Below are 212 nucleotides of genomic sequence, written 5' to 3'. Positions count from 1 at the left end.
CGATATCGTGGTGGTTGCCATTATCCTGTATGCCCTGCTCGTTAAACTGGCTGACGTCAGCGCGATGTTACTGGAACGCGTCTGGTTGCGCTGGCATCAGGCTTATCAACTTAAAGAGGAAAACGCATGACCGAGTTAACGTCTTCTCCAGCGCGTCTTAACGCCGGTACGCCTCTGATCGTAAACCGCGTCAGCAAGCAGTATCACGGCCG

Annotated in this window: 1 pseudogene; it reads left to right on the top strand. The window is 53.8% G+C overall.

Features of this window, described 5'->3' with window-relative positions:
* Window positions 1–130, top strand: a pseudogene (gene ssuC / locus QCD69_RS22785) (aliphatic sulfonate ABC transporter permease SsuC); the annotation flags it as partial.
* Between the last annotated feature and the right edge of the window lie 82 nt (window positions 131–212).

This window comes from Erwinia sp. PsM31 (assembly GCF_030433775.1).
In the GTDB taxonomy this organism is placed as follows: Bacteria; Pseudomonadota; Gammaproteobacteria; order Enterobacterales; family Enterobacteriaceae; genus Erwinia; species Erwinia aeris.
Note: the sequence above shows the minus strand (reverse complement) of the source record. Positions and strands in the feature narration are given on the sequence as shown.